This is a genomic window from Ammoniphilus sp. CFH 90114 (assembly GCF_004123195.1).
Classification (GTDB): Bacteria; Bacillota; Bacilli; order Aneurinibacillales; family RAOX-1; genus YIM-78166.
Map to the genome: position 1 here is coordinate 79,595 of NZ_SDLI01000004.1, position 25,737 is coordinate 105,331.

Here is a 25,737-nt window from a genome sequence, read left to right on the forward strand (position 1 = left end):
CTCCGATCTTCTTGTGATTTAGAAATCAAGTACTTTATTCAACGCATCGACAACTCGAGCTGGATTCGGTAACCATTCATCTTCAATTTGTGCGAATGGATATACGGTATCTGGAGCTGTTACACGCAGTACAGGAGCTTCAAGAGAAAGGATGGCTTTCTCATTGATCTGGGCAATAATCTCAGCAGCTACACCGGAAGTCTTTTGAGCTTCTTGAACAACGATTGCACGGTTCGTTTTCTCCACAGAGGCAACGATCGTATCGATATCGATCGGGCTAATCGTGCGAAGGTCGATCACTTCCACTTTCGCTCCTCTTGCCTTTTCAATTTCTTCTGCCGCTTTTAACGAAGTATGAACCATCGCACCATACGTAATAATGGTCACGTCGCTTCCTTCTCTAACGACATTCGCTTTTCCTAATGGAATGGAATAGTCACCTTCAGGAACTTCTCCACGGAAAGAACGATACAACTTCATATGCTCTAAGAAAATAACAGGGTCATTATCTCGAATAGCGGAAATTAATAGTCCCTTTGCATCGTAAGGGTTGGAAGGGATAACGACCTTCAACCCTGGAGTTTGAAGCATTAAGCCTTCTAAGCTGTCGGCATGAAGCTCAGGTGTCTTTACCCCACCCCCGAACGGAGAACGGAAGGTAATTGGGCTGCTATACTTTCCGCCGGAACGATAACGCATACGTGCTGCTTGAGCCGCTACAGAATCAAACACTTCAAATACAAATCCAAAGAACTGAATCTCTGCAATAGGACGGAACCCTTGTAAAGTAAGACCTACGGCCAATCCACCGATTCCGGATTCAGCAAGCGGAGTATCGAATACACGATCTTCCCCAAATTGCTTTTGCAATCCATCCGTCGCACGGAATACCCCTCCGTTCAACCCTACATCTTCCCCGAACAATAGTACGTTCGGATCGCGTTCTAATTCTACGCGCATCGCATCCGTAATCGCTTGAATCATAGTCATTTGAGCCATGATTATTTACCCTCCTTAGCCACGTAATCTGCCTTCTGTTCTTCCAAATGCGCAGGAGTTGTTTCAAACATCGTATCGATTAACCCTGTAACGGTCATCTTCGGTGTTTCGTCTGCTTTCTTAATTGCGTCAGCTACAGCAGCCTTCGCCTCTTCAATCACTTGATTCTCATCTACTTCTGTCCATAACCCCTTGTTTTCCAAGAACTTGCGGAAACGAGTTAATGGATCCTTCTGTTCCCACTCACTAGCTTCTTCACCTGTACGGTAACGAGTAGGATCATCACCTGCCATCGTGTGAGGACCAAAACGATAAGTAAGAGCTTCAATCAAGGTTGGACCTTCACCGTTTCTACCACGCTCAGCTGCATCAGCAACCGCTTTGTACACCGCAAGAACATCCATCCCGTCAACTTGAACCCCAACAATACCCGCCGCAACGGCTTTATCCGCTAGAGTCTTAGCTTTCGTTTGCTTCTCAATCGGGGTAGAAATCGCATAACGGTTGTTCTGTACGACAAAGATAGCCGGAAGCTGATACGCACCCGCAAAGTTTAAGCCTTCATAGAAGTCACCTTGGGAGGTACCGCCGTCTCCAATATAGGTGATAGCTACATTCTTCTTGTTGCGCTTCTTAAAGCCCATCGCTACGCCGGAGCACTGGATAATCTGAGCACCGATGATAATTTGAGGCATCAGGACATTCACTCCATCAGGAATCTGTCCTCCATGCTGATGACCACGGGAATACAGGAATGCTTGGTAAAGCGGAAGCCCGTGCCATACAATTTGAGGGATATCACGATAGCTTGGTAGAATGAAATCTTCTTTTACTAGAGCGGATTGGCTACCAATCATACTCGCTTCTTGCCCTGCAACCGGAGCATAGAATCCTAAACGACCTTGACGATTCAAGCTAATCGCGCGTTGATCCCATACACGGGTGAAAACCATCTTTCTCATTAACTCTCTTAATTGCTCGTCACTTAGCTTAGGCATTGCCTCTTCATTAACGACTGAACCATCGGGAGCGAGGATGGACAATGTTTGAACTTGTTCAGCACGAACCTCAGAAACCGCTTTACTCAACTTCATCACCTCATATAAAAGTTAGGTTAATTATGATCCTAAACATATCTGTTACATAAAACACTAGATCCTGTATTATTACAATTTGGTTAATATTGTTTACAACATCAACACTGTAAATATTGGTTTTATAACAGTCAAGAATCATTATATAGTACAATCCAATACAAATCTACCCTTATTTCTCATGATATGCTCTGATGTTCTTTGTGGTGTTACAGTGAGGTACTTATTTATATTCAAACAGATCAATACACCAAAGTTATACAACTTAATTTTAGAACACCCCAGAGTTATGATAGATACAGAATGAGGATTTTGGTCGGGAGGTTGGAAGGATCCGCAGAATAAACAGAGTTAAAAAACAAAGAAAATAGCCGGAAGGCTTCCGACTACTTAGCTACAGAGATGGCTAACTCCTCTTCTCATACCGATTTCTCAGTTCAACTATCGTCCTCTCCATTTCCGGCATGAATAAGGACAATCCATCACCTGGCGCTGCTACTCCACCATAGTTACTCAACACACCTTTCAGCCCTTCAACATAGGTTACAACGGATCCAACATCAACCAACTCTTGCAAACTAGCCATACGATCCACACTCACCAACGGATAGTTCCCTTTCTCTTCTCCTCCTGATGCGATCTCATAGAACCTCCGGACCAGCTCAGCTCGTTCATCCCCTTTCCCTTCCACTACAATAAAGGCTTGAACGACAAACGCTTTCGTCTGGCGACGCTGAGCTATTCCACAGAATTTTTTCCCCTTTACACTCAGATCAAAATCACCAGGACAGTATGAACCTACGATTTCCCCTTTTTCAACGAACGACCCCAAGCTATCTCGAATGATCTGGTACATTAGTTCAAAATCCTGGTGGAAATCGATCTTGGATGTTGGATTCGGCAGGATGATAGATAGGTTGACTACACCAGGATCCAGCGGGACCGCTGCCCCTCCCGAGTTTCGTACCGTAACCGCATATCCTTGGCGCTCCAGCCACTCCATCGCTTGGTCGGAGTAAGGCAATTTTCGATCCCTTAACCCCATAACAAACGCTTTCTGATGGCGCCACAGATGGACAAGCGGTCCAAGAGTCCCCTCCCCTACCTTTCTAGCACAGAGCTCATCGAGAGCAAACGGATAAAGGATATCCCCCTTCATAACATCGACGGTAGAATCTACTATATTAAATTGAGCTGGCAATAACGTAGCTTGAGACATTCCGTTCCTAATCCCCTTCTTAAGTAACATAATAGAAAATAATTATGCCCATTATACCCTATCATCTAAAAGAATGTCCTCATCATCAACTTTGATATCACCAAGCATTTCGCACGCATAAAAACCTCCATTCTTGTAAAAAATACCCTTATGTTCCATGCGAAATTAAAGGAGGAAGCTTACCGACCATGAAACGATCGCACTTTTCCCTACCCCTATTATTGGTCCTATGGGTACTTAGCGGCTGTCAAGCTGCCGAACCGAACCAACCAAGAGTTCAAAGTCAAGAAACCGATGCAGTCTATCAACAAATAGGGTACAACCCAGTACTGTCTAATCACACGGCATCCATGGTAAAAAAGAGAATAAATGGAGTAGATGACGCGGTTTCTGTTGTTATAGGAGAGGATGTTTCCATCGCCCTAAAGGTTACAGGGATTGATCGTTTCCGATTGAAAGGAATAAAGAAGGAAGTGGCTAGTCAACTCAAGAAAGACTTATCCGACCGATATACGATTCATGTTACAACTGATAAGAAACTCTTTCAGGACTTACAAACATTAAAAAGAAAAGTAAACCACGGCGAAGGAACCCCTAAGGCTATCATAAAAACCTATAACAAAATTAACAAAGACATGCATGGATAGGCTTTTATCATACCTAGTCCCTCCAAACGAATGATGTGCTATATTAGAATAGACAAAAGGAGGGATGCATGTGGGAAAGAAAAGAAAAACCTACTATTTAGATGAAGAAATCATTCAAAGAGTCAAAACACACGCACAACAGCAACAGATTAGCGAGAATGATGCCTTCGAGCAAGCCGTCTTTATTTATGAAAAATTTTATGAACACGCCAATCAATACATCCCCATATCCAAAGAGTTTCAACCCTTATTACTCGAAGCGGTAGATCATATGATTTATCAAAGCGAACGGATGATGCAAACACCATATCCAGACCCTCTGTTAGCTCAGAACGTTCAAGACAGCCTTTCCGCGCGTATTGCCTATTTATACGAAATACGAAAAGTCTTAACAGATACAAAAAACGGCTAAGTCTACGAAGAGACTTGAGCCGTTTTTTTGCATTTCCTTATTGTTGCGTTCCGTTCCTCATGGAGATCGTATCCGATACCCAATGGACACTTTGCGAGACAATCATTCCACCACTCATCGCCATCGCTACGTTGACTGTTTCCCAAATCTCCTGATCCGTTGCCCCCTTGTGCAGCGCTTCTCCTACGTGGTACCGAACACAATTTTCATCTCGATGACTCAAACTGATACCAAGAGCAATTAATTCTTTGTTCTTTTTACTCACGACACCTTCTTCAAAACAAACCCCTGTAAAATCATTATACCGATCCACCACATCAGGCATGATATGGTGCAGCTCCTGAATGCCGAGTTTATAGTTGTCTTCCTGTTGCATACTCATTCCTTTGCCCACCTCCCTTATTGCTTCTCGTAATTGGCTTGAGTTTCCTCTTCCGTCCCATCCCCTTTATAACGTATCGGGTCTGCTGCTGGATCTAAGCGCGGTAGTCCCGTGTGAAGTTGCTCAAACTCATAGCCGAAGCGTTGTTCATTTTCTTCACCCGTATCCCAACCGGAGCTCTTCCCGAGGTTTTCTGTCAGCAGCGTACTCCCATAAGGCCCTTCCGGAAATTCTTCCAAGGTTCGTGAATGAAGGTGTATTTGCTCTGTGGACAACAAGGAATGTTTCGGTTCTTCTGCCATATTTTAGCCCTCCTTTAAGCCATTAATCACGGTAATCAACTATAGAATTCCCCGACAAAAGGAAAACTAGTTCGATAATTTATCTACAAAATACACTACCTTGTACAAAGTTTGTACACTCATTCAGGTGTACAACTTTTGTATAATTTAATTCTCTTTAAGAATCAACAACCACTTGTTTTGCGTGAACTAATAAGTCCATCTTTTGAATGACCTGACAGTATTCTTGCTCACACCGGCGCACCTTGCTTTCAGACGGCCTTAACGCTTCAACTACTTCACTCGTTTCATACCAGTCTTCTCGCTTTGGCGGTTGATGATCGACATCGGCCCATACATCCATGAGCTTAGGACTATAGATCATGGGTGATTCTTTTTTTACACGGCAACGTTCTATGCGATTTTCGTAGGGGAAATTAAGGTTTTCAGATAACCCTGAGGAAAATAAGCCCGGCCAATAGACTTCGCGTGAGCCCGTATGTGGATTCCGTTTTGACCATTCCAGAACATAGGGAAGCACATCTCTATCGAACAACAGGTCATAGAGCTCCTTGCCCAGTTTTATTCTTTTCTTTAGATTCGGAAATGATTCGACTTGTTGTCCGAACAATTGAGGTTCTCCATCCACCAAGGCGGGGAAAAGAATCATACATAAATCTAGCCAATCTTCTACGAGGAATTTCATATCTCCAAATACTGGCTCCGCATACAAACTATTTTTCACAATTCTAGACTGAATGTAATTCTGTTCATTGATGATTAACGCAATCGTAATGGTTTGTTGATCTCGCTGTAGCCAGAAATCACTCCAGATGACTTGCATAAATTTAGAAATATGAAACGTTGGTAAAAGATGAAATAAATTCTCGTCCATTTGTTTAGATAATTCATAAAGAAGCAACTGAGGGTAAGCATCCTGGAAGATAAGCCAATTGGAACGCTCTAAAAAACGAAAGTACTCCTCCCCTTCTAATTTTTTCATCAATCTCGAGCACCAATCCCCTTTTAGATCGGTCATATTCCATCCTGCATTTCGTGACACCATATGGGCTAACAGGGCCCAATGAATTTCGGGATTGCGGTTATAGTACTCCCAATAAGCCATCGTTCTTGTTATATTGTTCCGGTTACTTTCTACGGTTTTCGCGCGTATAGCGTCGACCCAACGCCTGTCTTTAGTGGACAGCTGAGGTGTAACAGGTTCATAACGTTCGAGTTGCTCTTTTAATTCGGGATTAACAGAGGGATGAAACCATGATAACCAACTCATCGAAGACCTCCCCCTTTTTCGCTCAACTATTACTTCTTAAGATTGAAGAGATCGACCATTTCTATGCATGTTCTTTCAACTTGTTATATAATGGTGCAAAAACCAAAAGGTGTTTAGGTTATTTACAGAATAAACATTATGTAAACCAAGTATGAAAGTGAGGTAAATATCGTGACTTTCGAATCCTTATCAGGCTTTGTAAAGAAAGATCCCTTCCAACAGCTGGATGAATCTGTTCGAATGATGGTGATGAAGCTTCCAAATGAAGCCCAGCAGTATATTGCAGATTTAATTGCAGAGGAACTTTCCTTACTTTCCATTAAAAACTATGTATATGATTTAAATTTATTGTGGGATTATTGTAGAGCCGAAGGCATCTCTTCTATTCAAGAGATCGACTTTCGTGTCCTTAAATCCTTTTTTCTCTATATTGCTAATGGATATGAACGAATTGTATTCACCAAGGTTGTTAAAACCCATGCTGAAACCGGAGAAACGACGGAAGAATGGGTGGAAAAGCGCTATTTTCGCAAGAATTCCATGACAGGCGGTCAAGCCCGCAAGGTATCTACCTATAATTCTTTCTTCGATTATCTGTTACGGAATTACGAAGTCGAAGTCAACCCGATGAAAGAACTGGAGAAGAAAAAAGCCAGCAAACGAGGCGGTTCAAAAGTCCAAAATGAACCGATCTTCCTCACCTACCAAGAATGCTTGGATTATCTAAATGCCATCAATAAATATTACGCGGACCATCCGGATGATAAGCGATTCAAAGCCGAACTCGAGATTCGCGACAGAGCCATTATCCTATTGTTCCTTAATTCAGGCCTGCGTGTCTCGGAGTTATGCAGTTTAAACACGGAAAGTCTGCGACTTCATCGTGAAACAACGACCTTATCTGTTCTGGGTAAAGGGAAAAAGAACCGCACCCTGCACGTCAATGATCAGACCTTTCAAGCGATCAGCGATTATTTAGAATCTAGACCTAAAAAAATCCCGAAGGAGCATAAGAATGCCCTCTTCTTAAACCGGGATCATACGCGAATTAGCCGAAAAGCCGTTTATGAAATTGTGAAAAAATATGCTCGGATAGCTAACATTGATGAAACCTCGGTCAGCAAGCTTTCACCACATAAGCTTCGTCATACCTTCGCTACCCTCCTATTGCAGAATGGAGCGAACATTAAAGTAGTTCAGGAGCTACTAGGCCATGAAAACATTTCAACGACTAATATTTACGTCCATGCCGTTGACCGTGAAAAAGAAGCTGCCATATCCTCACTCAATCAGTTGTTTTCTTAAAGACTAGGGGTAGGATTCCCGGGGATTCCGCTGATTTTACGTCCATTCGACAAGTTAGTTAATCGACTAACTAAATAAATGCATTTTTCTGACGAATGGAGGCGGAAAGGGAAGGTCGGCTCAACACCCTGGTCGTTCCATAACAAGCAAAAAGAAAGAGGGTGCCACTAAGGATTCGGTTTTACCGACCTTTTGGGTTACCCTCTTTTCCTACCTGTCTATTAGAGTTTTACTACATTAGAAGCTTGAGGCCCACGGTTGCCGTCCACGATATCAAATTGCACGGATTGGCCTTCCTCTAACGTCTTAAAACCTTCTGACTTAATTGCACTATAGTGAACGAATACATCTCCACCATCTTCTCTTTCAATGAATCCGTATCCCTTCTCCGCATTAAACCATTTAACTTTTCCTACCATATGCTTGAAAACCTCCTTAGGGCTAATAGATCAGTGTCGAAAAGCGGACAACAAAGCTTCTTCAGCCTTAAAGCTGGTCAAGCAGATATGGCTTGTAAGAACGCGTAGTCTTTAACCACTCTCAAACACCCTTCACCTTAATCATATTCACTATGGGGACCATGAACGAGTGTCGTTCTCCTCACCCTGATCCTCATGTGATATTCTATGCAGGAGGCTAAATTTGGTTAGTATCTTAATTCATTTCTTTTGCTTAAATAACGAGAGAACGCTACGGCTGCATCAGCTCGAGTCACGGTTCCTTGAGGAATAAATTTACCCTCTTGTGTCTCCATAATGCCAAGCTTCGAAATCAGGATGGCTGCGCCAACGGCCTTAATGGAATCCGCATCTTGTAGGTCATTAATAAATAAGTTATCGATCTTCGCTAAATGCTCAAAGCCTAGGGCCCGAATAATCATCGTAGCCATTTCTTCTCGGTTAATTTTTTCATCTGGTTTGAAGTTTTCTTGGTTGCGGTCAATCCAGTTACGCTCTACTGCATTCTCTATATAAGCAAAGTATGGAGAACTTTTCTGTACATCTTTAAATGTAGATGATCTCGCCTCATCGTACCATACCTTATATCCATTGTTTTCAAGTAAGACAAGCATTTTAATCATTTCCCCGCGAGAGATCTCTTCGTCAGGCTTAATCTGTTTGTTCTCCACGTCAAAGACATTGTAACGCAGAAGTAATTGAAGCTCCTTCTCGGCTCGGTGCCCGCGGATATCTGTTACACTTCCCGACTCTACAACCAGCTGTCCTGTTTCCCTATGGGTCCACTTGCCTGTTTCGGCATCCAAGTATACCGGCTCTCCAAATTCCTTCACTCTTGGCTGGTAAACTAACATGGCTTCAAGATTACGCTTTACTGCTCCAGGAACCAAGGACGGCTTTTCATTCGGAAGAACATAGACTAATGGCATATCAAGACGTGCTACGTAAGCCTCTAACGCCTCCCCTGGACTCATCACTTTCTTTTTGTTTTCAGAAATTAACAGATTATCAGCATTGAACCAGTAATTGCCGACTTCACCTGTCATCATATCGACATTGACATGGATCCCGCCATGCTCTAGGGAAATCCCATTCACTTCGCGCATAAAGGTAAATGATTGGAAGCGTCCATTATAGACTTCTTCATGAGGCATTCTCGGCATTTTCATCAAGTAAAGCTGGTGAGCAATATCCGGGTGTAGGGCTTTCATGAGCTCTATCGCTTTCTTCTCGGCTTGCTCTTTTGTAATCTTTGTTTTTTGGTCCTGTTGGACCCCTTCCTTCTCCATAATGACATGTCTTTCGTTACTGTAGTTTAGGATTCGACCTGTTTTCGCATCTACAGCCGCCATCGCCCAGCTGTTCATCATACCTTCGTTTCTTATTTCCCAATTAAACTCCCAAACGGAGGTTTGCGTCTCTCCCCACTGTTCGCGGAACGATGCCCGAATCATATTTTCGTCCTTCGGCAGTTCAAAGTGTGCCTTCAGGATCTCCATGGCTTTCTCCTGTGTCACCTTCCCGTGGTTTAGCTCCCCGAGCTTTTTATCTGATAAGACGACACGCCCCACATCACCTGTCTTCACTTCATCCCCCCACAAAGTGACTTGTGAACCATCCGTAGCACGGATATAGATGGGTTCATAGTAGTAGGAGGTATTGTCTGGCATATATCCCAGCTTCATCGTCCTGGCAACTCCGGGACCCCATAAAGAAAGTTGCTTTACAGCAAGATTGACTTTTTCCTGGTAGACCTTCAGCGCTTGTTCTTTTGTAATGAGCTTATCAAAGGACGGAAATTGAATAGCATCGTCCCATCGATAGCCTATATTTACGACCTTCCCATCCCCATTCACATTGATGCGGATCTCATTATTTTCGAATGGAATTCCATTGACTTGTCTCTTATAAGTAATGGGGTATTCTACATGACCATTTAAAGGGGGTTTGGCAGCCTGCTCGTAGCGATCATCGTAGACGATTTCCTTCGCTTTATCCGGGAAGTTCTTCTGAATATATTCCATAGCGATATCTTTAGCCTTTGTGATATCCACCTTCGGAGGGTAAGTAGACTTAGTATTTTCACCGTTGTACATCTCGACTTGAAGGACATGACCATCGTTTGCATCTATGACGATGTGGATATGACCGTAATTCGGAGGGGTTTGTTTGTCCCAATAAACAATCCATGCCGCTGTTTGATTCCCCCACCAGTTTGACTGGAACTCAATATTTCGCTGGGTAAAGCCATCTGGAATCGGGATCGTCTGCTTGGCAATCTCCAGTGCTTGATCCTTGGAGATCTTAGCCGATGCCATCGCTTTGCTGTCCTGTACGGCAACAGGGGCAGGAGCGGGCTTTGTCGTGGCAACGTCTTGGGCATAAGAGGGGAGAACACCGCTCGTAAACATTAAGGTACTGGCCAATAATATAGGAAAACCTTTCTTCTGAAAGCGTCTCATTGTAATCATTTCCTTTCCAGGTAAGATGTTCTTCTTACTGGATTAGACGAGGGCTTCTAAAGAAAGGTTGCATGAAAATGAGGCACGAAATTATGACAAAATAATCCTTACTTTGCTATTCTTCAAGATCCTCCCATCATATTGGAAGGATCCCATCCAGTCTTCCTCCCGTTGGATAGGAGCCTGACAGCAGCCGCTTCGATAGCGGTCTGGATTAAACCGCTTCATCATTCCTAGAGATTTCTTACAGTGCTGGCAGGTGAGTTTATACACCTTCGTGGGAAGTTTGACAGTGTTCGTAGAGATGGCACCCACCCGTCGCAATTCCTGCTCAAACACGGGATGATGATCCTGATAAGGTTTGTTCTGGATAAAAAGATGATAATGGCACATCTCATGAAGTAAGACAGCAATAAAAATCTCTCGATCCACAAACTGGGCTGCATATTTGCTCATCTCAATTTTTAGGGGTTCCCGCTTCTTTCCTTGCTGGCGAAAAACAAACCGACCCATTGCTCTTGTCAGTCTGCCGTTCCAGACAACAGGAATTTGCAGTTTATCCTGCCAAAAATGTTGGGATAACTTGTCAGCTAAAGCTTGTAATTTCTCAGGGTCAAAATCAATTTCACGTTTCTCCACCGCTTTTCCCTCCAACCTCTCCTCATTATACACAGAGATGACAGGAAAATACAGCACAAACGTTCTTATTCTTTCTTCTTCGAAGCCACGCCAGCGCTCACACAAAATTGGAGAGCTTCCTGGACAGGTGTATCCACAAACACTAATTTTTCTCGCGGCAGCAAACGAATCTCACCAGACACTTGCAGCCCGTGCGGAAAATAGACGGAAACATACTCTGGCCCCAATTGAAACTGATGGACATCTTCCGTTGTGAGAAAACCGATCCTCATTACATCTTCCTGCTCCTTATAGAGTACCACTTGAGAAAAGGCACGTTTTTCACCTGCTAATGAGGAGATGGTTTCTTTCGTCATTAAGTAAAGGGTCTTCACCCCAGGAAATTTCGTAATAATGGCTTCCATGATCGCAATCCCTTTTTTTCCAACCCACCATTGACTAACAAAGCCAATTAGAGAGATAATCAAAAAGATATAGATTACACCTGAGCCCGGAAACTCCGGAAGGGGAATAAACGCAGACAATGAGTGCAGCCAATGATAGATGAGATAGAGTACATAAAAGGTAATTCCAATCGGTACAGTAACCATTAGTCCGCTAAAGAGAATCTTCTTCAACACTTTCGTCTCCTTTATTTCCATATTCATTCTTTAATGTATACGTACAACCAGATCACAAGTTTCACGGAGGGAACAACCATGGAAATTTATATAGGTAGTATCTTATCCGCCTTAGCTACTGGAGTCGGTGCTCTACCCATTCTCTTCTTTAAAGAAGTCACCCATCGCTGGCGTGATATTCTACTAGCGTTGACTGCAGGCGTGATGATGGCCGCTGCAACATTTAGTCTCATCCCAGAAGCGCTAGCGTTATCTAATATTTTCGTATTATGCTTTGGAGTGTTATTAGGGACGGTTTCCTTAACGATCTTGGAACGATACATACCACACATGGATCTCGAGCATACCCGCTTTAATATAGCTATGGATCAGAAAGCTCTTTTAGTCCTGACTGCAATTACTCTACATAATCTGCCAGAAGGATTGTCAGTTGGAGTGAGTTACGCCAGTGGGCATGAAGAATTAGGCGGGCTTATCGCCTTTGCCATTGGGATTCAGAACGCACCCGAAGGCTTTCTTATTGCACTCTTCCTCATTAATCAGCAGGTAGGCCGATGGAAAGCCTTCTTCCTCGCCTCCATGACGGGTGCTGTAGAGATCGTGACAGCCGTTATGGGCTACCATCTAACCTCCTATGTATCTGGCCTTGTCCCCTATGGACTGTCCTTTGCTGCAGGAGCCATGCTCTATATCGTGTATAAGGAATTAATCCCCGAGAGCCATGGTGACGGACATGAAACAGGTGCTACCTTCTCTTTTATTATCGGGCTATTAATTATGGTCAGCTTGATTCAATGGTTTGGATAGAGGGTGAGTTTTAGAGTGAGTTGAGGTTTGGAAACCAAAATAGAGGCAAGGTTTTCCGTTATTTTGGAAAGTTAGATCAAAACACGCAAAATAAGGGGAGATTTTTCCCCTATTCTTCTAAAAGAGACTCCTAGATGTCCTTTTTTTCAAATTAGCGGGAAATCGTTCCCTTATTTACCGACTTTTCCTCAGCTTTAACAAAATAAGGGGAAAATTTCCCCTTATTTAGTCTTCTTCACCGAACACCTCTATGATATCTTCAGTGAAGGTCGTCTTTTCCCCTGCATTGTAACGATCGATCATTCGATCTAGGAATTGCTCAAACATGCCATTATAGAAAGTAGATGAAAATTGTCCCTTCTCCCCTTCTCCGTATTGGAACACGACCTCATCTGGCTGTTCTAACAAGTGGTTCCAATCCTTCTTTAAGAGGGCAATATAAAACTCCCCATTGGCATTGCGAAGGCGAAATCCAATGACGGATTGTCCTTCTAATTCCCCACCATCGAAGTCAAGCGTGGCCTGAGTAGCTCCATCTAGCAATTTCTTAAAATGTTCAGCAGCCTGCGGGACCTGACAATGAAGAATGGCATCCCCCTCTGCTTCATTATATTCCAACTCTGTCTGTTGACTGATATGATATATCTCCCATTCCATCGTTCAAAAAACTCCTTACTTATTTATATATGGTTCATGTCTATGGTAATCTTCTCCACGTAGAATTGCAAATCCTAACTAGACCCACAGGGTCGAAACACGATATAGTAGAGGGACGGACTCGACTTTGTTAGAAGCAGGGAAATAATATGACACATTTTCTTTATGATATATTCAAACGAGACGGACACTTGTCTAAACGACTTCAGCCTTACCAACCGCGTAAGGCTCAATTTCGCATGGCAAGAACCGTATGGGAAAGTTTATCTTCTAGTCAACACGGTTTGATTGAAGCGGGAACCGGCACGGGAAAATCGTTCGGTTATGCCCTCCCCGCTGCTTACTGGGCGATGAAAGAGGAAAAGCGTGTCGTCATCTCTACGAACACGATCACTCTCCAAAATCAACTATTACAAAAAGAACTCCCTCTCGTGAAGTCCATACTTGCCGACATGGACCCCGAATGGGGGGAGACCTTTCGTTATGAGCTGGCAAAGGGCCGTGGGAACTATATTTGCAAACGTAAACTTGATCAATTGATTTCTTCTTCCCTTATGAAGGAATCCCCTTATGCAGCTCTCGCCAATCAAGTTCAACAGCAACTAAAAGGAATGAAAAATGGGGACAAGGATGACGTACCTTTTCCGATCCCTGGAGCGTTCTTTGATGAGATCCGAGGGGACGCAGATGACTGTATGGGCAAGGAAAGCCCATTCCATGACTCTTGCTTTATTCAGAATGCAAGGCGGAAGTTGCAGAAAGCTCAAGTAATCGTAGCCAATCATGCCCTGTTTTTTACGGACTTGGTCCTGCGAAGTCAAGGGGCAAGTCTCTTGCCCGACTATGATTGTGTCATTATGGATGAAGCTCATCGGATTGAAGATCAAGTAACGAAACAATTTCAATACACGGTTAACCTCGACTTAATTACGAATCTTTTTTTCCGTTTTACAAGAGGTCGGACCCACTGGGCCAGATCCGTCGAAGACCAAGAACTGAAAGCTACGGTAGAAGCCAAGTACACTCAGTTTTATAGTCGCTTGGTAGAATTGTTTGCACCCTTAGGCAAAAATCTAGCCACCCGTGATCGGACACAATATTTGCTCCAACGCCCCATAGTCGAGCATTATCCGTTTGAGGACGTGTTCAAAGAAACGATCCAACTTATTATAGACAAGAAGAACTTCCTTGAATTAGAGCACGGCGAAAATGAAACGACAGCCGGGTTAGGACGCTACGTCAGCCACTTAACCGCCATGGATCATATGCTTCGTCACGTACTATTACGATTGAAGTCAGCCGAATGGGCCACTTGGGTAGAATTCACCCCTCCTAAGAAGGATCAATTAGTGAAAGATGACACGTATTGGGCCCATTGTTTAACCCTGAATTCTGCCCCTATTGAAATTGCGGATATTCTAAGAGAAGAACTTTTCCAAAAGAAAACAGTGATTCTAACATCGGCTACCCTAACGACACAGGGGAACTTCGGCTTTGTCGCGGAGCGATTGGGGATTGATGAATACGGTACGTTTGAGGCCCCGAGTCCATTTAACTATGACGAGCAATCTCTTCTCATCGTTCCCGACAAGGTGCCGGAGCCGACTCATCCCTCATTTGATTCGTTTGTCATGGCTGCCATGAAGGAGATTCTCATGCAAACAAAAGGTCGGACGTTTCTCCTATTCACATCCTATCAACAGATGAACCGAGTCTATCAAGAGCTTCAGCCGTGGCTCAGTAAGTCTGGCATGAAAGGGCTTCTCCATGAATCAGGAGTTTCTCGCGAGCAACTTTTAAAAGATTTCAAGAATGACTCCAATACCGTGTTGTTTGGCTGTGAATCCTTCTGGGAAGGTGTCGACGTTCCTGGACACGACCTCATTTGTGTCGTCATCAGTAAGCTTCCGTTTCCTGTTCCGACCGATCCGATAACCAAGGCGCGAACCGACCGCCTCGAATCACTGGGTAAGAGTTCGTTTGAAGAATATACCCTTCCGTTCTCGATCCTCCGATTAAAACAGGGATACGGGAGATTAATTCGAACCAAAAATGATAAAGGTGTCGTCGTCATTTTAGACTCACGCTTAAATACCAAGCGCTACGGGAAAAAAGTACTGGATAGCTTGCCGAACAGCCCCATATCAACGCACCTTGATGATATTGGCTCGGCTTTAAAGCGATTTAATATCCAGCCTTAAGGTGGTGGGGGGTGACCTCTGGGTTCGGGCAATTCGCCTTAGATTTCGGGCGATTCTACGCCACTTTTGGGCAATCCCCTAGAGAAAGTCGCGTTTTTCGTAGTGAGACATCTCCGATGTCCGAGTAGATCCTCTGATCTTACCGCTGCGAGTTATCCGGACATAGAGTACGTTATTTAACATAAAAAGTCGCATCTTACGTGTTTGGCGGTCATGGAGTACGTTATTTACTCAAAATCATACCGGAATATGATAATTTTACCCAGGTAACGGAACCAATGTCCGATCAGCCTCAAGAAATGGCGTTTTCTTTAAAAATAACGGCTCTGATGTCCGAACGAATAGTCCCCTTTGATCTCATCGTTACGGGTTATCTGGACACGTCGTACGCTTTCTTTCTCGCATAAGGTGGGGCACGCCAAATCTGATAATAAAAACGCAGTGGTTCACCTATGATAAGGTGGACCACTTTTTTTGTTAATCTTATGTTAAGATTTTTCGCTTTATATTGATATAACGATATGGTTATATTATGATATAGCAGGAGAGGAGGAATGGAGTTTATGGAGATTGAAAAAATTGCGGATAGTCTCAAAGCGCTGGGAGATCCTACTCGCTTGCAAATGGTGGCCATGCTTAAGCATAGGGATTGTTGTGTGTGCGAATTTGTTCCGGTGTTTGGGATTTCTCAACCTGCCATTTCGAAGCATCTCTATCGTTTGAAATCATCCGGGTTAGTCAGGGAAACGCGAAAAGGTCAGTGGGTATTCTATTCTCTCAACCCTGAGCAGTTTGATTTAATTGGTTTTTCTCTAGCTCAACTTCCTGACCTGTCAGAAAAACTGCATGAATTAGAAAAACAAGGTCTTCTTGTTCAATGTGATTAAAGGAGAGAAGAAACATGTTAGCAGCCATTATTTTTGCCATCACGTTAGTTTTTGTGATTTGGCAACCGAGAGGTCTTTCCATTGGCTGGTCCGCCTCTGTTGGGGCACTACTCGCCCTCACTTTTGGGGTGGTAACCTTACAAGATGTTTGGACGGTTACCGGTATCGTCTGGAACGCCACTTTAGCGTTTGTAGCCATTATCTTAATTTCTTTAATTCTTGATGAGATTGGTTTCTTTGAGTGGGCCGCATTGCATATGGCTCGACTGGCAAAAGGAAACGGAAAATTAATGTTTGTGTACGTCATCTTCCTTGGTGCGGCGGTTGCTGCGTTCTTTGCCAACGATGGTGCAGCCCTTATCTTAACCCCCATCGTTCTAGCTATGGTTCGTGCCCTTAAGTTTGATGAGAAAATGATCATCGCCTATGTCATTGCGAGTGGGTTTATCGCCGACACGACCTCATTGCCCTTGATTGTAAGTAACTTAGTGAATATTGTTTCTGCAGACTTCTTTGGGATTGGCTTCGTCGAATATGCGAGCAGGATGATTGTTCCTAACTTCTTTGCCTTATTCGCTAGCTTAGGTGTTCTGTATCTATATTTTCGTAAGACCATTCCTAAAACTTACGATCTAAGCCAACTAAAAGTACCTCGTGAGGCCATTCGGGATATGAGATTATTCCGTTTATCTTGGGTCATTCTAGTGGTTTTACTTCTAGGATATTTACTAAGTGAAACCCTTCATATTCCGGTATCCTTTGTTGTCGGTATTGTAGCCATCTTTTTCATTATTGCGGCCAAGCGAAGTCAGCATGTGAATACTTGGAAACTAGTTAAAGATGCACCTTGGGCTGTCGTAGTTTTCTCCATTGGGATGTATGTGGTGGTGTATGGTCTTCGCAACGCTGGACTAACCGATATGTTAGGGCAAGTGATCCAGTGGACAGCAGATTATGGATTGTTCTCCGCTACCATGGGGATGGGATTCATAGCGGCTATTCTGTCCTCCATCATGAATAACATGCCTACGGTCATGATTGACGCTCTAGCTATACAAGGTACTGCAACCGAAGGGGTCATCCGCGAAGCCCTCATTTATGCCAATGTCATTGGTTCTGACTTAGGACCTAAGATCACTCCAATCGGTTCCTTAGCTACCCTTTTGTGGCTGCACGTACTTTCTCGTAAAGATATTAAAATTACCTGGGGACAATATTTTCGAACAGGAATTGTATTAACGATCCCTACCCTATTTATTACCCTTCTTGGGCTGTATTTATGGTTAATCATTATTCACTGATATTGGAGGAAAATACAATGAAAAAACCCCTTGTTTACTTCTTGTGTACAGGAAACTCTTGTCGGAGTCAGATGGCTCATGGCTGGTTGCAAGCCGTTGCAGGTGATCAATATGAAGTGAAAAGCGCAGGGCTTGAAGCACATGGGTTGAACCCGCGTGCGGTACAAGTCATGAAAGAAGCCGGGGTGGATATCAGCCATCACACTTCCGATGTGATTGACGCTGAAACCTTGAAAAATGCAGACTATATCATTACCTTATGCGGGCACGCCAACGATAACTGTCCCGTTGTGTCCAACCCAAAAGCGGAGAGATGGCATTGGGGTTTCGATGACCCTGCAAAAGCGACAGGAACGGAAGAAGAGATCATGGCTCAGTTCCGGATTGTCCGCGATGAAATCAAGGCACGTATGGAGCAGTTTGCAAGAGAAGGAAAATAAATAATCCGTTAAGTGAGGGAAAGAGAATCATGATAAAAAGAATGCATGTTGCGGTCAATTGCCAAGACCTAGAAAAGTCACTCCAATTTTATCGAGCTTTCTTTGGAACAGAACCTACGAAGGTTAAAGAGAACTATGCAAAATTTGAACTGGATGATCCCGCTTTGCACTTCTCACTGAATGTGAGACCGTTTGAAAAAAAAGGGGCACTAAACCATTTAGGCTTCCAAGTGAACACGACCGAAGAAGTATTAGCAATGGGAGAGAGATTAAAAGAAGCCGGACTCGTAACCATTGATGAGATGGGAACCACTTGCTGCTATGCGGTTCAAGACAAGGTTTGGGTTTATGATCCAGACGATAACGCATGGGAAATCTTCTATACGAAGGAAGACTCTGAATTTGAGTCTGCTGGAGACGCACGTGATCTATCCCTCTGCTGCGCACCTAGCCCGAACCAAGCAACTCCAGTCACTATTGAACTGGGGAGCTTTAAAAAATAGCTCGGTGTGGTATAAGCGTAGATTCATATTGAATCACGCTTTTTTTATTATTTAACATTAAATCGGACAATGGACCACTGTTGGGCATCCTGGGTTAACCGGAATTTTTTCCGTTAAGCAACTGGATCATCCATTTCAGCCCAAAATAAGCGGAGAATTTCCTGTTAATTGCCCAAAAGCAGCTAATCCTAGGCTTTTAGAGACCATTAAACGGAATTCGTTCCGCTATTTTGGTCATTTTGGGCTACTTGGGAGGAATAGACGGAAATAGTCCGCTTATTTTTCTGGCATGATGAGGCCGTCCCCCGCCACTGTTGGGCACCCTGTGGCTAACAGGTATCTTTTCCGTTAAGCAACTGGATCATCCATTTTAGCACCAAATAATCGGAGAATTTCCTGTTAAATGTAAAAATCCTCCTTGTTAATACAGGAAAAAATTCGTATTATATTCTCTATATTAAGAATTTATATTGAACAAGAAACCATGTATTCGAGGAGGAGCCATGTTTTTAAAATCTCTATTACTTTTTATCCCTGCATGCTTTGCTTTGAATATGGCATTTGGTCCTAACAATCTGCTGTCCTTGATGAACGGAGCCCATCGTGGTGCAACCCCAGCTATCATGGCAGCTATGGGTAGACTCCTTGCTTTTCTCATCATGATTATGATCACTGCTGTAGGTCTTGGTGCACTTCTGATGGCGTCTGAGATGCTTTTCTCGCTCGTCAAATGGGTGGGTGCAGCTTATTTAGTCTGGATAGGCATAAAATTATTTTTAACTAAATCCACTCAGAGCATCTCTCCTACTCGAAGCAGCGATTATTCCTTATTGGACATGGCAAAGAAGGAATTTATGGTTGCGGCAGGTAACCCAAAAGCCATCCTTATATTTACGGCATTCTTCCCTCAGTTTATTGAGCCGAATGCCTATGCTCAAAGTTTCATTTCTATGGGCATTATATTCCTTGTTCTAGAGGTTGTAGCGGTTGCTATCTATGCACTAATTGGTGCTCGCATTGGAACCTATGCTAAGAACCCGAATGTTTTTCAATGGATAAATAAAGTTAGTGGTTCTCTCATGATCTTTTTCGGAGTGTTACTAGCATTTGCGCGTAAACCAGCAACTTAAGAAGTAAACCGAGCCCTAGGCTGGACGCCGAAGAAATCAACCTAATCTCAGGCTCAGTCCTGGATTACCTATCACTGATCTAGAAACAGAACAAACAGGGCTATTTAAGAGTAGCCCTAACTTTCCTCTTATTATGTTCTTCCATTATCCAAAAAGGGCACGCCTTTATTCCCCCATATAGTCATACACAGCAAGCCCAATGTTAGCCATCGTTTGTCTAGCTTCCTTCGTTTCTAAGCCGCGTGAAAACACACTCAAGAGAACAGCTCGCCCGTTGCGATATAAAACCCCCACATCATGGTGAATCTGAGTCACCATCCCGGTTTTATGAGCGAAAGCCCAACTTGGTGGCATACCGGATATCTCCCCATCAGGATCCGAATAGTAAGAAGGCAGGAAATCATTTAGCTGTTGTTTTTTCATAATCTCTATCATTTGCTCACAAGCCTGCCAAGAAATGACTTTCTGTGTTACTAATCGTTTCATCAACTGGGCTGCGTCGCCTGCGGTCATCTGATTACTGCCCTTCAGTGGATAAGGGATCACTTGCAATTTATTAAAGAAAACGGTTCCTGAGAGTTCAAGCTCTTTTATTACTTCACGAATCCGCTTCTTTCCTACCAGGTCAATCAGCATATTTGTCGCTGTGTTATCGCTTTGAATAATCATTAAGGTCACCAGATCATAAATGGAAAGACGCGTCCCCGCCGTCATGTGTTGAAGGACCCCTGCTCCCGACGTCATATCCTCTCTACGCAGAGCAAGTGTGTCAGATAAATGGAACTTCCCTTCATTCGCAGCGTCGAACACAGCCACCATAATCGGAACCTTAATAATACTTGCCGCATAGAATCGTTCCTCAGCATTATGGCGAAACTCTTCCCCAGTCTGAAGGTCTTCAATTACGACTCCCCACACTCCGCCCGATGATTCCGTCAATTCCTTCACATGATCCACAAGTTGACTAAACATATATTATGTAACCCCTCTCTCATTCTTCGAATTCCTAAACTATAAACCTTATAAAACTATGAATTTTCTCATAATGTACCATTCTGTTTTTAACAATACAAGAGTTTATCCCCGACCCACAAAATCGAAAGCTCCATGCCGAATCAATTAGGAGTAAAAGACTACCCAGAAAGAGGAATGGATATGAAAAAAAGATGGCTAGTGGGCATACTTCTAGTCCTCATGGCACTATCGGTAACAGCAATAGGGGGCGCTGTTGCCTATGTCTATCAGACGGTCGAACAATTAGATATCAAACAACTTTCCAGTGAACCTGTCCCACCTACAGTGATTTACGATAAAGAAGAACAACTCATCGCAGAATTAAGCATAGCAAAAAGTGAACCCATAGCTTTCGACAAGATCCCGAGCCGATTAATTCAAGCCGTCGTAGCCACGGAGGATCGTCGTTTCTATGATCATGTAGGGATTGATTGGATAGGAATACTGCGGGCCGGCTGGGTGAACTTCCGTGCGGGGCAGGTTCTGGAAGGCGGAAGCAGTATTACGCAACAATTGGTAAAGAATGCTTTCCTTTCATCTGAGAGAACAATGGATCGAAAAATCCAAGAAGCTTTTGGTGCAGTTCAAATGGAGCGAACCTATTCAAAGGACCAGATCATTACCTTATATCTCAACACCATATACTTTGGTGAAGGAGCTTGGGGAGTACAACGGGCAGCCCAAATTTATTTCGGGAAAAGTGTGGATGAACTAACTCTTCCTGAGGTAGCTTTACTTGCCGCCTTACCTAAAGCGCCTAACCATTATTCCCCTTTCAAAGATGCAAAACGATCTCTAGAGAGGCGAAACCTTGTGCTTCACCTCATGCAGGAAAACGGGTATATCACGGCGAAGGAACATGACCAGGCATCTGAAGCTCCTCTTCCTGAAACCAAACATGAAATCAACCGAGACATTAAACATCCTTCCTTCGTATATCAAGTCATCCGAGAATTGAAGCAACATTATAAGATCTCTGAAGATGAGGTATGGGGGGGCGGACTCAAGATTTATACGACCATGGATCGCCATTTACAAGATACTATCGAGAAACTCTATCAGAATAACGCTCACTTTCCCAAAAGTGCAGATGGAACGACCGCACAAAGCGGTGCCGTGGTCTTAGACGTGAAAACAGGCGAGATTCAAGCCTTGATGGCAGGGCGTGGTGAAATTCCTTACCTCGGTTTTCATCGTGCGACAGATCTCAAACGCCAACCTGGTTCGTCCATTAAGCCGGTTGTTGTCTATGGGCCAGCGCTTGAACAAGGCTATCATCCCGACTCCATGCTCTATGATAAACCGCTCGACATTGCGGGATACCAACCCCAAAACTGGGACAGAAGCTATCGTGGGGAAGTGACCCTTCAAGAAGCCGTGAATAAGTCATGGAATATTCCAGCCGTGTGGCTGCTTCATCAGATGGGGATTGATCAGGGCTTAAACTTTGCTAAGAAGCTGGGTATCCCCTTTGACAAAGACGACCGCGTTCTTCCCGTGGCTCTTGGCGGGATGAAGCATGGCGTTTCTCCCTTACACATGGCACAAGCCTACGCTGCTTTTGCCAATCAAGGACTTTTGCATGAGGCGCATACAATTAAGGCTATATATGATTATGACGATCAGGAAATCGCCATCTGGGAGGCTTCCCCTCATCAGGTCATGAAGAAAGAAACCGCTCTGCTTATGAGCCATGTTCTGCAAGGCGTCTTACAATCGGGAACAGGTGCGCGTGCAGCCATCGGCCGCCCAGCTGCAGGTAAGACGGGAACGACTCAGCTCCCTCCCGCCCTTGCCTCAAGTTCAAATGGTTTATTAGATTCATGGTTTGTGGGGTACACCCCTCAATTATCAGCTGCAGTTTGGATCGGCTACGATTCAACCACCGCCCAGCACCACCTGCCTAGTGATGGAGGAAGGTATTCGGCTTTATTATGGAAGGAAATCATGCAGCACGCCCATCAGGGACTGCCCGCCGAGGCCTTTCCACAACCGCCAGCATGGAAAAAGCCAGAACTATTGCCTGCCCCACCTGTTGTAAAGAGAGCGCCACAACCTAAGGCTAAAAAAGATAAGAGATCAGAAAAGAAGAAGGAAGAAAAAGGAAGAGGGAAAGGAAAACGCGACGATTAAGGTCGCGTTTTTTTTCAGTGAAACCTTATCCCCTCTTCCTACGTCTATAAAAGATGTAGAAAAAAATAAAGGAGGTGTTCCCATGGACCAACTGCCTCTCATCTACAGTGAGTGGAAGGAAACTGAACAACAGGCGGGAGAAACACTTGCCCAAGTTTTAGTGGATCAGCATGTTCTTTTTTTACGCAAGCTTGTCAATGCTACAATAATCCGAAATCAGATTTATCAACATACCTCTAATGAAAGCGATGAGAAATATTCTTATATCTACCTGCAGCCTTTTTCTGAGACTTCAATAGAGGAAAAAGAGGCCATAGAACAGGCTGTATTTTCTCGTCATGATGTAGCCCCGCGCTATGAAGCAGAATATTGGACAGCTGGAGATCACAGCTTTATCTGCAGACAAACACAGCGGTTTGAACTTCCATTGGATGCTGCCATGCTGTTACTAGACCATTTTATACACTTGAACGGTATTCATTATGAGTACCTGTATGCGGTTTTAGATCCGGCCCGTCGCAAACTGCTCCTATTTCTCAAGAGAACGGTATATAATCCTTAAGGGAGAAGAAGAAAGGAGTCTATCATGAACCGACAACAGATAGAAGAATGGTATGAAGAAGAATGTCAGAAAGCAGGTCAACCCCAATCCAAGGTATCTGTTCCCTTCCAGGAAAAGTGGTTGGCTTACTCCCTAGTAGCAGCGGTGCCAGCTGTCTTAATTGGTTGTTCACCTGAACCCGTTATCCAATCCTCCCCGCCTAAGGTTCAAAATACAGCAACAACGGTGAGTCATCCCACGAGTAACCGGGAACTAACAGCCTATGAGGAATGCATGTGGGAACGAGAATCGCTTGGGGATTGGGAACTGGATTGCGGCGATGACTCATCCACCTGGTATAGCAGCCGCGGCTACAGTTCAAGGCATTCCTATGTTCCGTCGTCCTCCAAGTATTATCAAAAAATGAAAGGAGGAGCCTCATCAAGCTCAAGTCCGAAGGCCGTTACATCATCACCGAAACAAGTGACACCATCCCCTTCTAGTATGAGTTCGGGTTCAGGCTCCTATAAATCGGGTGTCGGAACCGGTGGTATGAGCAGCGGCGGAACTTCAACAGGGGGTTAAAGCATGACTAGGGTTTACTCGTTGCCAATCAGCCATGATGAATGCTTTCACGGAGATCGTGGAGAGCATATTCCCTATCACAGAATGCATGGAAAGGAATACTGTCTTCCTTCCCTTATCCTTTACAGCAAACAGGAATACGAAGACTTAAAATTCGCTTCCATTCAGGTGGATCGAATCTTTCGTAAAGCCCTTCGCTTCGTCCAGCGATACCTTCCGGATCCGATGCTTGTTAATCAGTTAGGCATCCATCCTTCGCTCATACCCGCCGCAAGAATAGAAGTTCCTTTCCATGGGGTATCGAGACAAGATTGGATTATTCGGAATGGGAGCATGAAGGTCATTGAAAACAATACAGATACACCAACAGGCATACCAGAGACAGCCTATTTGGCAAATTCGCTATTAAGCGAGTTCTCTGATTTTAACAATCCTTCTGACAAAATGAATAGTTCCATTGTAGAGGCTTTCTCCTCTCTTATTACCTATTATCAGCAGCTAGGATTCGGTTCCGATATCGTGTTCTCTTGTTACGATTGGCATGAAGAGGATCTCTGTAATACCCTTTATCTCATGCATCTCGTTCAACAAGCAGGCTATTCTGTTCGATTTGCCCCCTTAGATAAGCTAGAGGTTCGAACAGGAGAAGGATTGTTTTTTGAGGGCAGAAAAATAGACATCTGGTATCGACTCTATCCGCTAGAATATTTGGTTTATGATCAGGATGAGAATGGGTTTGCGACAGGCGAGGAAATCCTCTCTTTAATAAGTCAGAAAAAACTTGCTGTCATTAATCCTGTACAAAGCATCATTACCCAATCTAAAGGATTCATGGCTATGATCTGGTCCCTATATGAAAGGCGGGAGTTCTTGCCAGAGGTGTTCAGCGATGAAGAATGCTCGGTGATTGAACGTTACTTTTTGCCCACTTATTTTCATGATGAGCCCCTTCTTATACAGAAAATTCCTTATGTGTCGAAGGCCTTGTTTGGAAGAGAGGGAAAAGGGACCCTCCTTTATGATCAGAGAGGCATTCAAGAAAAGGTTGGGCTTGAGGATGAACCCGCCGACTCATCCGAGGAAGACCTGTACTATCTTAACCAGCCTCGTATTTTTCAGAAGAGAGTAGAGCTAGAGGAAGTTACGGTACATACGGAAGAGGGAGACTTTAGGGGTTATTTACTTACAGGTGTTTATGTCATTGGAGGAAAGTATGCAGGACTTCTCCCAAGGATTGGCGGGAAGATCACAGGAAATTTAGCGTACTTTGCCCCCGCGGCATTAAAAGATAAGGAGGCATAAAAGCAGTGATAATTATGGATTTAATCAACATCGTTATCGGGATGGTCTTTATTATTATCATTTTATTTCTCGGATCCTTTGTGTTTAGCAAATTAACTCGTTTTCAAGATATGGAGGAAATTCAGAAGGGAAATGAAGCAGCCGGTATCTACATGGGCAGTAAATTACTCGGTTTATCCATTATCGTGGCTATGGTTTCTTATAGCAGTCACTCCTGGCTAGCAATGGCTGGTTGGTCGCTTATCGGTATTCTTGCGCTGAGTCTAATCTATCTCGTTTTCGATTTCTTGACACCGAAATTCAAAGTATGTGACGAAATCGCCCGTGGAAACAAGGCGGTAGCTCGACTGTTAAGTGCGGTTATCATCGGTTCGTCTATCGTCCTTGGAACGATCCTCATGTAGCATCATCTCTAACGAAAAGAGCG

Annotated in this window: 27 protein-coding genes; 15 read left to right on the plus strand and 12 right to left on the minus strand. The window is 43.8% G+C overall.

Annotated elements, in window-relative coordinates:
* Window positions 1–18: 18 nt before the first annotated feature.
* From EIZ39_RS10515 to EIZ39_RS10525, 3 genes are all read right to left on the minus strand, one after another.
* Window positions 19–999, minus strand: coding sequence for an alpha-ketoacid dehydrogenase subunit beta (locus EIZ39_RS10515; protein WP_129199931.1), 981 nt, complete (start codon window positions 997–999; stop codon window positions 19–21).
* A 2-nt stretch (window positions 1,000–1,001) separates the two neighbouring features.
* Complete coding sequence (gene pdhA, locus EIZ39_RS10520; protein WP_129199932.1) at window positions 1,002–2,093, minus strand: pyruvate dehydrogenase (acetyl-transferring) E1 component subunit alpha; 1,092 nt, start codon at window positions 2,091–2,093, stop codon at window positions 1,002–1,004.
* 406 nt (window positions 2,094–2,499) lie between these two features.
* On the minus strand, window positions 2,500–3,312 hold the full coding sequence (locus EIZ39_RS10525) for a lipoate--protein ligase family protein (RefSeq protein WP_129199933.1): 813 nt from the start codon (window positions 3,310–3,312) through the stop codon (window positions 2,500–2,502).
* A 188-nt stretch (window positions 3,313–3,500) separates the two neighbouring features.
* Here EIZ39_RS10525 and EIZ39_RS10530 point away from each other — a divergent pair, with 188 nt between their 5' ends.
* Window positions 3,501–3,959, plus strand: coding sequence for a YhcN/YlaJ family sporulation lipoprotein (locus EIZ39_RS10530; RefSeq protein WP_129199934.1), 459 nt, complete (start codon window positions 3,501–3,503; stop codon window positions 3,957–3,959).
* 70 nt (window positions 3,960–4,029) lie between these two features.
* Complete coding sequence (locus EIZ39_RS10535) at window positions 4,030–4,371, plus strand: hypothetical protein (protein WP_129199935.1); 342 nt, start codon at window positions 4,030–4,032, stop codon at window positions 4,369–4,371.
* Between the two features lie 37 nt (window positions 4,372–4,408).
* Here the strand turns inward: EIZ39_RS10535 and EIZ39_RS10540 are convergent, their stop codons facing one another.
* The 3 genes from EIZ39_RS10540 to EIZ39_RS10550 form a co-directional block, all read right to left on the minus strand.
* The gene (locus EIZ39_RS10540; protein ID WP_240675765.1) at window positions 4,409–4,753 is read right to left on the minus strand and encodes a carboxymuconolactone decarboxylase family protein; all 345 of its coding nucleotides are present in this window, start codon (window positions 4,751–4,753) and stop codon (window positions 4,409–4,411) included.
* 17 nt (window positions 4,754–4,770) lie between these two features.
* Window positions 4,771–5,055: a hypothetical protein gene (locus tag EIZ39_RS10545; RefSeq protein WP_205668538.1), complete on the minus strand. Its 285-nt coding sequence runs from the start codon at window positions 5,053–5,055 to the stop codon at window positions 4,771–4,773.
* 157 nt (window positions 5,056–5,212) lie between these two features.
* Window positions 5,213–6,325: a DUF2515 family protein gene (locus EIZ39_RS10550; RefSeq protein ID WP_129199936.1), complete on the minus strand. Its 1,113-nt coding sequence runs from the start codon at window positions 6,323–6,325 to the stop codon at window positions 5,213–5,215.
* 171 nt (window positions 6,326–6,496) lie between these two features.
* On the opposite strand from EIZ39_RS10550, the gene EIZ39_RS10555 reads away from it, so the two are divergent.
* Window positions 6,497–7,630, plus strand: coding sequence for a tyrosine-type recombinase/integrase (locus tag EIZ39_RS10555; protein WP_129199937.1), 1,134 nt, complete (start codon window positions 6,497–6,499; stop codon window positions 7,628–7,630).
* A gap of 221 nt (window positions 7,631–7,851) precedes the next feature.
* Here EIZ39_RS10555 and EIZ39_RS10560 read toward each other — a convergent pair whose 3' ends face one another.
* The 4 genes from EIZ39_RS10560 to EIZ39_RS10575 form a co-directional block, all read right to left on the minus strand.
* The gene (locus EIZ39_RS10560; RefSeq protein WP_129199938.1) at window positions 7,852–8,049 is read right to left on the minus strand and encodes a cold shock domain-containing protein; all 198 of its coding nucleotides are present in this window, start codon (window positions 8,047–8,049) and stop codon (window positions 7,852–7,854) included.
* Window positions 8,050–8,276: 227 nt separating this feature from the next.
* A complete protein-coding gene (locus EIZ39_RS10565; RefSeq protein WP_164985011.1) occupies window positions 8,277–10,550 on the minus strand; it encodes a YcdB/YcdC domain-containing protein in 2,274 nt (757 codons plus the stop codon).
* A 90-nt stretch (window positions 10,551–10,640) separates the two neighbouring features.
* A complete protein-coding gene (locus EIZ39_RS10570; RefSeq protein ID WP_164985012.1) occupies window positions 10,641–11,189 on the minus strand; it encodes a SprT-like domain-containing protein in 549 nt (182 codons plus the stop codon).
* 65 nt (window positions 11,190–11,254) lie between these two features.
* Complete coding sequence (locus EIZ39_RS10575) at window positions 11,255–11,806, minus strand: DUF502 domain-containing protein (protein ID WP_164985013.1); 552 nt, start codon at window positions 11,804–11,806, stop codon at window positions 11,255–11,257.
* A gap of 81 nt (window positions 11,807–11,887) precedes the next feature.
* Between EIZ39_RS10575 and EIZ39_RS10580 the strand changes: the two genes are divergently transcribed.
* Window positions 11,888–12,616: a ZIP family metal transporter gene (locus tag EIZ39_RS10580; RefSeq protein WP_129199942.1), complete on the plus strand. Its 729-nt coding sequence runs from the start codon at window positions 11,888–11,890 to the stop codon at window positions 12,614–12,616.
* Window positions 12,617–12,841: 225 nt separating this feature from the next.
* Here the strand turns inward: EIZ39_RS10580 and EIZ39_RS10585 are convergent, their stop codons facing one another.
* A complete protein-coding gene (locus tag EIZ39_RS10585; RefSeq protein ID WP_129199943.1) occupies window positions 12,842–13,273 on the minus strand; it encodes a hypothetical protein in 432 nt (143 codons plus the stop codon).
* A 149-nt stretch (window positions 13,274–13,422) separates the two neighbouring features.
* On the opposite strand from EIZ39_RS10585, the gene EIZ39_RS10590 reads away from it, so the two are divergent.
* The 6 genes from EIZ39_RS10590 to EIZ39_RS10615 all read left to right on the plus strand — a co-directional run bounded on the left by EIZ39_RS10590 (window position 13,423) and on the right by EIZ39_RS10615 (window position 19,735).
* Entirely contained in the window at window positions 13,423–15,474 is a 2,052-nt protein-coding gene (locus EIZ39_RS10590; protein WP_129199944.1) for an ATP-dependent DNA helicase, read from the plus strand.
* 563 nt (window positions 15,475–16,037) lie between these two features.
* Complete coding sequence (locus tag EIZ39_RS10595; protein ID WP_129199945.1) at window positions 16,038–16,361, plus strand: ArsR/SmtB family transcription factor; 324 nt, start codon at window positions 16,038–16,040, stop codon at window positions 16,359–16,361.
* A gap of 14 nt (window positions 16,362–16,375) precedes the next feature.
* The gene (locus tag EIZ39_RS10600) at window positions 16,376–17,662 is read left to right on the plus strand and encodes an arsenic transporter (protein WP_129199946.1); all 1,287 of its coding nucleotides are present in this window, start codon (window positions 16,376–16,378) and stop codon (window positions 17,660–17,662) included.
* 17 nt (window positions 17,663–17,679) lie between these two features.
* On the plus strand, window positions 17,680–18,102 hold the full coding sequence (gene arsC, locus EIZ39_RS10605; RefSeq protein ID WP_129199947.1) for an arsenate reductase (thioredoxin): 423 nt from the start codon (window positions 17,680–17,682) through the stop codon (window positions 18,100–18,102).
* Window positions 18,103–18,134: 32 nt separating this feature from the next.
* Window positions 18,135–18,605, plus strand: a complete 471-nt coding sequence (locus EIZ39_RS10610; protein ID WP_483296034.1) for an ArsI/CadI family heavy metal resistance metalloenzyme — start codon at window positions 18,135–18,137, stop codon at window positions 18,603–18,605.
* Window positions 18,606–19,108: 503 nt separating this feature from the next.
* Window positions 19,109–19,735 carry a LysE family translocator gene (locus EIZ39_RS10615; protein ID WP_129199949.1) on the plus strand — a complete coding sequence of 209 codons (627 nt, stop codon included), beginning with the start codon at window positions 19,109–19,111 and terminating at the stop codon, window positions 19,733–19,735.
* Window positions 19,736–19,900: 165 nt separating this feature from the next.
* Here the strand turns inward: EIZ39_RS10615 and EIZ39_RS10620 are convergent, their stop codons facing one another.
* Window positions 19,901–20,707: a serine hydrolase gene (locus tag EIZ39_RS10620; protein ID WP_129199950.1), complete on the minus strand. Its 807-nt coding sequence runs from the start codon at window positions 20,705–20,707 to the stop codon at window positions 19,901–19,903.
* Between the two features lie 183 nt (window positions 20,708–20,890).
* On the opposite strand from EIZ39_RS10620, the gene EIZ39_RS10625 reads away from it, so the two are divergent.
* The 5 genes from EIZ39_RS10625 (at window position 20,891) to EIZ39_RS10645 (ending at window position 25,714) form a co-directional block, all read left to right on the plus strand.
* A complete protein-coding gene (locus tag EIZ39_RS10625) occupies window positions 20,891–22,882 on the plus strand; it encodes a transglycosylase domain-containing protein (RefSeq protein ID WP_164985014.1) in 1,992 nt (663 codons plus the stop codon).
* An 82-nt stretch (window positions 22,883–22,964) separates the two neighbouring features.
* A complete protein-coding gene (locus EIZ39_RS10630; RefSeq protein WP_129199952.1) occupies window positions 22,965–23,444 on the plus strand; it encodes a hypothetical protein in 480 nt (159 codons plus the stop codon).
* Between the two features lie 24 nt (window positions 23,445–23,468).
* Window positions 23,469–24,008, plus strand: a complete 540-nt coding sequence (locus EIZ39_RS10635; RefSeq protein WP_129199953.1) for a hypothetical protein — start codon at window positions 23,469–23,471, stop codon at window positions 24,006–24,008.
* A 3-nt stretch (window positions 24,009–24,011) separates the two neighbouring features.
* Complete coding sequence (locus tag EIZ39_RS10640) at window positions 24,012–25,310, plus strand: glutathionylspermidine synthase family protein (RefSeq protein WP_129199954.1); 1,299 nt, start codon at window positions 24,012–24,014, stop codon at window positions 25,308–25,310.
* A 14-nt stretch (window positions 25,311–25,324) separates the two neighbouring features.
* Window positions 25,325–25,714: a DUF350 domain-containing protein gene (locus tag EIZ39_RS10645; protein WP_129200257.1), complete on the plus strand. Its 390-nt coding sequence runs from the start codon at window positions 25,325–25,327 to the stop codon at window positions 25,712–25,714.
* Window positions 25,715–25,737: the final 23 nt, after the last annotated feature.

What these genes read in the sequence shown, in the direction of transcription:
- EIZ39_RS10515 (WP_129199931.1), bottom strand. Translation starts at nt 999, where the DNA reads ATGGCTCAAATGACTATGATTCAAGCGATTACGGATGCGATGCGCGTA.
- pdhA (WP_129199932.1), bottom strand. Translation starts at nt 2,093, where the DNA reads ATGAAGTTGAGTAAAGCGGTTTCTGAGGTTCGTGCTGAACAAGTTCAA.
- EIZ39_RS10525 (WP_129199933.1), bottom strand. Translation starts at nt 3,312, where the DNA reads ATGTCTCAAGCTACGTTATTGCCAGCTCAATTTAATATAGTAGATTCT.
- EIZ39_RS10530 (WP_129199934.1), top strand. Translation starts at nt 3,501, where the DNA reads ATGAAACGATCGCACTTTTCCCTACCCCTATTATTGGTCCTATGGGTA.
- EIZ39_RS10540 (WP_240675765.1), bottom strand. Translation starts at nt 4,753, where the DNA reads ATGAGTATGCAACAGGAAGACAACTATAAACTCGGCATTCAGGAGCTG.
- EIZ39_RS10545 (WP_205668538.1), bottom strand. Translation starts at nt 5,055, where the DNA reads ATGGCAGAAGAACCGAAACATTCCTTGTTGTCCACAGAGCAAATACAC.
- EIZ39_RS10550 (WP_129199936.1), bottom strand. Translation starts at nt 6,325, where the DNA reads ATGAGTTGGTTATCATGGTTTCATCCCTCTGTTAATCCCGAATTAAAA.
- EIZ39_RS10560 (WP_129199938.1), bottom strand. Translation starts at nt 8,049, where the DNA reads ATGGTAGGAAAAGTTAAATGGTTTAATGCGGAGAAGGGATACGGATTC.
- EIZ39_RS10565 (WP_164985011.1), bottom strand. Translation starts at nt 10,550, where the DNA reads ATGAGACGCTTTCAGAAGAAAGGTTTTCCTATATTATTGGCCAGTACC.
- EIZ39_RS10580 (WP_129199942.1), top strand. Translation starts at nt 11,888, where the DNA reads ATGGAAATTTATATAGGTAGTATCTTATCCGCCTTAGCTACTGGAGTC.
- EIZ39_RS10585 (WP_129199943.1), bottom strand. Translation starts at nt 13,273, where the DNA reads ATGGAATGGGAGATATATCATATCAGTCAACAGACAGAGTTGGAATAT.
- EIZ39_RS10590 (WP_129199944.1), top strand. Translation starts at nt 13,423, where the DNA reads ATGACACATTTTCTTTATGATATATTCAAACGAGACGGACACTTGTCT.
- EIZ39_RS10595 (WP_129199945.1), top strand. Translation starts at nt 16,038, where the DNA reads ATGGAGATTGAAAAAATTGCGGATAGTCTCAAAGCGCTGGGAGATCCT.
- EIZ39_RS10600 (WP_129199946.1), top strand. Translation starts at nt 16,376, where the DNA reads ATGTTAGCAGCCATTATTTTTGCCATCACGTTAGTTTTTGTGATTTGG.
- arsC (WP_129199947.1), top strand. Translation starts at nt 17,680, where the DNA reads ATGAAAAAACCCCTTGTTTACTTCTTGTGTACAGGAAACTCTTGTCGG.
- EIZ39_RS10615 (WP_129199949.1), top strand. Translation starts at nt 19,109, where the DNA reads ATGTTTTTAAAATCTCTATTACTTTTTATCCCTGCATGCTTTGCTTTG.
- EIZ39_RS10620 (WP_129199950.1), bottom strand. Translation starts at nt 20,707, where the DNA reads ATGTTTAGTCAACTTGTGGATCATGTGAAGGAATTGACGGAATCATCG.
- EIZ39_RS10625 (WP_164985014.1), top strand. Translation starts at nt 20,891, where the DNA reads ATGAAAAAAAGATGGCTAGTGGGCATACTTCTAGTCCTCATGGCACTA.
- EIZ39_RS10630 (WP_129199952.1), top strand. Translation starts at nt 22,965, where the DNA reads ATGGACCAACTGCCTCTCATCTACAGTGAGTGGAAGGAAACTGAACAA.
- EIZ39_RS10635 (WP_129199953.1), top strand. Translation starts at nt 23,469, where the DNA reads ATGAACCGACAACAGATAGAAGAATGGTATGAAGAAGAATGTCAGAAA.
- EIZ39_RS10640 (WP_129199954.1), top strand. Translation starts at nt 24,012, where the DNA reads ATGACTAGGGTTTACTCGTTGCCAATCAGCCATGATGAATGCTTTCAC.
- EIZ39_RS10645 (WP_129200257.1), top strand. Translation starts at nt 25,325, where the DNA reads ATGGATTTAATCAACATCGTTATCGGGATGGTCTTTATTATTATCATT.